At 52.9% G+C, this 3649-nt stretch carries 3 protein-coding genes; all 3 read right to left on the bottom strand.

Annotated elements, in window-relative coordinates:
* The coding region (locus tag ACFDS3_RS19640; protein WP_375264027.1) for a hypothetical protein at positions 1-552 on the bottom strand (552 nt) is incomplete at its 3' end.
* Positions 549-2117 (bottom strand): hypothetical protein, encoded by a 1569-nt coding sequence (locus ACFDS3_RS19635; protein WP_375264026.1) that lies wholly within the window; start codon positions 2115-2117, stop codon positions 549-551. The genes ACFDS3_RS19640 and ACFDS3_RS19635, both read right to left, overlap by 4 nt.
* Positions 2114-3430 carry a tyrosine-type recombinase/integrase gene (locus ACFDS3_RS19630; protein WP_375264025.1) on the bottom strand — a complete coding sequence of 439 codons (1317 nt, stop codon included), beginning with the start codon at positions 3428-3430 and terminating at the stop codon, positions 2114-2116. The genes ACFDS3_RS19635 and ACFDS3_RS19630 overlap by 4 nt, the downstream gene beginning before the upstream one ends.
* Positions 3431-3649 lie beyond the last annotated feature (219 nt).

Raw genomic sequence — 3649 nt, 5'->3', positions numbered from 1 at the left:
CGCTCTGCGCCCGTTCCTTTTGGGTTTGCTAAAGGATATGCCGGAGAGATGGAGGCAGATATTCCGTGAGTTAAGCTCCTTAATGATGGCACGCAGGTAAGACAAATGAAGTTGGGCGCTTACGCTGTTTATGAACTGCCTGATCGTGCCAGCACTGATTTTTGTGAGGTCATGCGACGATCCGTTGGCAGTCAGAAATCTACAGAGGTGCTTTATGGCGGCTAGCCTGTCAAAATATGTGGCAGGACTCTTGAGGTCGCTGCCATTCCGATGGATGGCGTGCGCCACGATAGCTTTGGCGGTGTCTTGGAGTGGTTGAGGTAACGGCTCCATATCTGCGAGCGCCCTCCTGCCACCAGTCTCGAGTGTCTTAAATCCGATTTTAGTGTGGGTCTTGCTATTTGGGATATTCACATACCCTCGAAGATCCCAAACGATGGCGTCGAACTGTATGCTTCCGCCTCGGAACATCGGAAGTTGCTTGGCTTCGTCAATGTAATCCTTCAAGCGATCTTGGTCAGACTGCTTCTCAAATGGCGTCAGGACGGTCACTGGGAAATCTCCCCTACTGCATTCTGGTAATCGAGTATCCGGCGCTTGGCCGCTGCGATCGAATGAATGTGTCGGGCGACGGTGGACATTACTTGGGTGTTGTTGTCTTTTCGTGCGAATTCATATCGCTGCACAACGAGGCGGAATAGATCGTCTAGGGGTGCGTCAGCCAGCAGCCGAAACCGATCGCAACTGAAGCAGGCAAAGGGAGCCGCGCCCGTCTCCATGGCGGAGCATCCTCCGGAACTACATCCCCCGACGTCTTCGACACCCTCTGCATCGGCAAAGTCGATTAGTGCGCTGTCTGGGAAGAGGTCGAGCCCTTCAGATTCAATGACTTCCCCGAAGAATCTAGCGGCGAAGTCTGTGAACTCTCCATCAAGCTTGCTGTGCATTAGTTGATGGTGGAGGATTCCCAAGTTCACATAGGCCTCGCAGCTCGTAGCGTCCGAATGCTGCAAAGTCGAGGCGATCTGGTTTGCATTTATCCCTCTTATAGCTAAATGGGTTGCGACCGTGTGTCTCTCACGGCGTGTGCTAAATTTCATAGGCTGACCGGTCCTTGGTGAGCGCAACCCAAGCGCGTCCATGTTCGTTTTGTAAGCGTAACCAACGCGATCAGAATTTAAGTGGCCTTTGAAGTCATGGTCCGTTCTCTCTCTCTGGCGAGCACCATTACTGGTCCGCTCTTGCTCTTGCTGAGCGCTTGGAAACAGCGGTTGCCTGTTCCAATCGGAGATAGGGAAGCCTTCCACGACATAAGCCATCTGCTCTTCCATTGCGGCTTCCAATGCCTTAGGCATGGAGCGGTTGGGAGCCAAAGATGGGGCTCCATTCCTTTGCTTTGCGAAGGGAAACTCTATGGTTGCGCGATCCACATTGTGATATCGAGGTAGTCGTAAGTTCCGTATCTTCAGGTCAGCTACCTGCTGATTCCTTTGCCCATAGAGCCTGAACAGCATGATAATGCAGAAGTGGCTGTTTCGGATCTTTCCAGTCTGGTAGGCGGAGAACAGCGACTCATCGATCATCTGGTTCTCGGTGTCGATATAGGGGCCTCGATCTGGATCTAAAGTGAGGACGTCAAGGTATGTCCCCCCAGAGTTTCCGAATGAAAAGTTTTCAACATAGTCGATAGCGTCAGGGCTGACACCAGGTAGCTCCAGCCCCCCCCACATTCGCAGTATGGATCGAAGGCTTGCCTGCATCTTGCTGATGTCGCCATCCTCTAAATACTGGGAAACATGCGATACGTCTATTTCTTCAACATGGTTTTTTCGTCTTGAGATAAAATGCAGAAGTTTTGATAACTCGTTATTGCACCTTGAGGCGTAAGACACTGATGCGTTAGAGACCATTTCTGCTGCTACAGTTTTCCAGCTTTCGATCAGAGTGTCGGAAGCGGTTCCTCGATGCTCTGAGAAAACGAATCTTGACCTTTTGCCGCCGTTTGAGGACAAGTCCCAGACGTCGTCCCCCATGTCAAAGCTCTCGCCCGCTGAAGTGCGCTGTTGGGTAGGCAGGAATACCAGTTCGTTCTTTTGGTCGGCCGCATCAATAATCACTTGTCTGCTCCTTTGTCACCGAAGTCCCAGCCGCGATCTTCAATCATCTTGGTGTGCTCATCCTGGGCGATCTTCGTGTTTGCTCCAGCAGCGTAGTAGCCGGTCATTTTGGAGCCTTGACTCCATCCCCCCTTGGTCTCCAGCAGGCGATTGGTTTCAAAGTCGGTCAGGTCGTATTTCGCTGCCAATTCAGCCAGGTTCATAGAAGATTTGTGGCGAAGGTCGTGGAAGCGGATCTTGACGCCGGCCGCCTTCGTGGCTGCATCCATGATGTATTTCACCCCACGTTGGGTAAGGGGAGCTCCACGGAGATCCTGTCTGTAAACTAAGTTGACGAAAACGAAGTCGTTGTCATCTCGTCCGAGTGCTTCGACCTCATCCATAAGGTCATCGCGCTCTTCCAGCCATTTCTCCAACATCTCGAATATGCTCGGGGCAACGTCCAGCGTTCTGGCAAGCGTTTTAGCTGCTGGTTCGTCTCGCCGTGGGTCTTCCGGATCGCTTTGGCGCCGAACCACCTTCACCGTTTTTCTTCGGTAGTCGATGTCATGGATTTTTAGCTTTTGGATTTCACCTTTCCGCAGCCCTGTGTTCAGCGTCAGGAGAAGCATCAACGTGTTGCGAAGGAGGAGTTGACGGCTCCCCTTCCATACCGCCTTGGGCTTGAACTCGCTCAGCAACCAGTCGGCGAATCTGTTGATGTCATCGACATCTGTTGGCGTACCTGTCCTGCGGTTGCCCTGTCTTGGAGCCTTCAAGAAGTGGTAGAGTGAGCCAGCGGGCGGGTTTTCGCCCTCCATCGTGGGGCGAGCGGCGAGGCGGCGGCGACGCTCAATCAGGTCTTCAGGAACCGTGCGGCTCTCCATGGCTAGGTTGCCGTAATCGAGGAGAAACCTGATGTATTCTTGGGCAGTCCATATCCTAGTTGCGATCGTAGGGTTCGATACGGTCTCGAATGCGTCTAGCAACTTCTCGAGGTCTAGAGTGCGAACCCGTGAGCGTTTGAGCCGTAGGAGTTTCTCGAGATCTTCGGCTTGGAGCCGGAGGTAGTAGTTCAAGCTCTTCAAAGCATGACGATCGAGGGGCTCACCCCACATGAGCCTGTCTTCGTAATCGATGTTGACCAGTTCGGCCCAAGCATCGATGAGACCGATGGTGGTTAGCATCTTCTTACGCGTGCTTGGTCGGAACTTCTCTCGGGTGGCGCTCATCCATAATAGCGGAACTTTGGCGAGGTGGCCGTCACGGTAAGGGATGTAAACCCGTTCGCCGCGCCTCGAACCCGTCTTTATGACCTCGATTGCGACCTGCATATGTACCACCCTTCATAAAGCTTCCAAGACTGTGGACCGAGCAGGATTCGGTAGTCAAGAACTTTGTTCACCTTGTGTTCTAGACGTTTCGGGCTTGTGCCATACGCAGAAGGGCTTTCGGCAACTGCATGTACCACTTCGAGAAAAGCTTCCTCTAATTTCGATCCTTCTTCGCATTGCCGGTGATCATCGCCTGGCTGCTCTGGCGCGGCGAGCTGC

Source organism: Palleronia sp. (assembly GCF_042089775.1).
In the GTDB taxonomy this organism is placed as follows: Bacteria; Pseudomonadota; Alphaproteobacteria; order Rhodobacterales; family Rhodobacteraceae; genus Palleronia.
Note: the sequence above shows the minus strand (reverse complement) of the source record. Positions and strands in the feature narration are given on the sequence as shown.

Bases quoted from the DNA above. Each gene is read 5' to 3' on its own strand.
- ACFDS3_RS19630 (WP_375264025.1), bottom strand. From the start codon at position 3,430: ATGCAGGTCGCAATCGAGGTCATAAAGACGGGTTCGAGGCGCGGCGAA.